Annotated in this window: 1 pseudogene; it reads right to left on the bottom strand. The window is 65.1% G+C overall.

What is annotated here, in order from left to right:
* Window positions 1-42: 42 nt before the first annotated feature.
* Window positions 43-1,159: pseudogene (locus AWC25_RS24145) on the bottom strand (IS3 family transposase).
* Window positions 1,160-1,239 lie beyond the last annotated feature (80 nt).

The raw sequence follows: 1,239 nt of genomic DNA on the forward strand, positions 1-1,239 counted from the left end.
TGACCGGACCCTGTGAACTGGTCCACGGCGAACGAGAGTCGTTCATTGGTGGGTACAGGTGGCGGCGTAGCGGGCTGGCGGTTGGTAGCCCAGCGACGAATGCCGGCGGTGATGGTTGTACTCGTGTTTCGCGTCGCTGATGATCACCCGGGCCTGGGCCAGTGACCAGAAGCTGTTGATGTTTAAGCATTCGTCGCGGAGGCGGGAGTTGAACGATTCGACGTAGCCATTGCGCCACGGCTCGCCAGGCGGGATGAAATGCAGGCCGACCTGTCCGGTGGCCCAGTCGGACATTGCGCTGCAGGCCAATTCGGGGCCGTTGTCGCATCGCAGCACCGTGGGGTAGGTGACACGTTGAGCGGCCAGGCGGTCGAGCTCGGCGATCAGGTGCTCGCCGGTGATACTGCGCTCGACCATCCCGCCCAGGCATTCGCGGGTGTGCTCGTCGACGATCGAGACAATCTTGACCGGCCGCCCGTCGGTGGTGGAATCCAACTGGAAGTCCACCGCCCACACCTGATTAGGCGCACAGCGACCACGGCGGGTGGCGCGGTGGAGCTGCCGTGGCGCTTTCGGCGTCGACGCTGCGGCACTCGCAGTCCTTCTTCGCGCCAAAGGCGTTGGACCTTCTTGTGCTTGACTGCCCAACCTTCGGCGTGAGCATCGTGGTAAGCGGGTCGAAATCCACGCCGTGGATGGTCACTGGCATAGGCGCGAAGCCAGGTCCGCAGAGCGGCGTCTGGGTCCTGCGGTGTCGTCGCGGTGGGTCCGTGGCGCTGCGTGGTGCGGTGTTGCCCGGTGACGCGGCAGGCGAACCGCTCGCGCACCCCCAGCACCCGCTGGAGGTGACGAACGGCTGCCCGCCGGCGTTCCGGGCCTAGAAGTTTCCCTTCGCGATCTCCTTGAGCGCGACCTTCTCCAACTCTGCATCAGCCAACAACCGCTTGAGCGTGGCATTTTCGCGCTCGAGGTCTTTGAGCCGCTTGGCGTCCTCGGCCTTCAGCCCACCGAACTGGTTACGCCACCTGTGATAGGTCGCTTCGGACACACCCAGCTCGCGGCACACCGCTGCGGTGTCCTTGCCCTCGGCCAGCAGCCGGTCGGCCGCCATCAGCTTGCGCACAACCTGCTCGGAACTGTGCCGCTTCCTCGTCGCCATGATCTTGTCGAGCCTTCCCGCCCACGTCGTGGGCCGCAAGACTCTCATATGCCGTGGATCAAACAATCGCGGTCAGGGCA

This window comes from Mycobacterium sherrisii (assembly GCF_002102355.1).
Taxonomy (GTDB): Bacteria; Actinomycetota; Actinomycetes; order Mycobacteriales; family Mycobacteriaceae; genus Mycobacterium; species Mycobacterium sherrisii.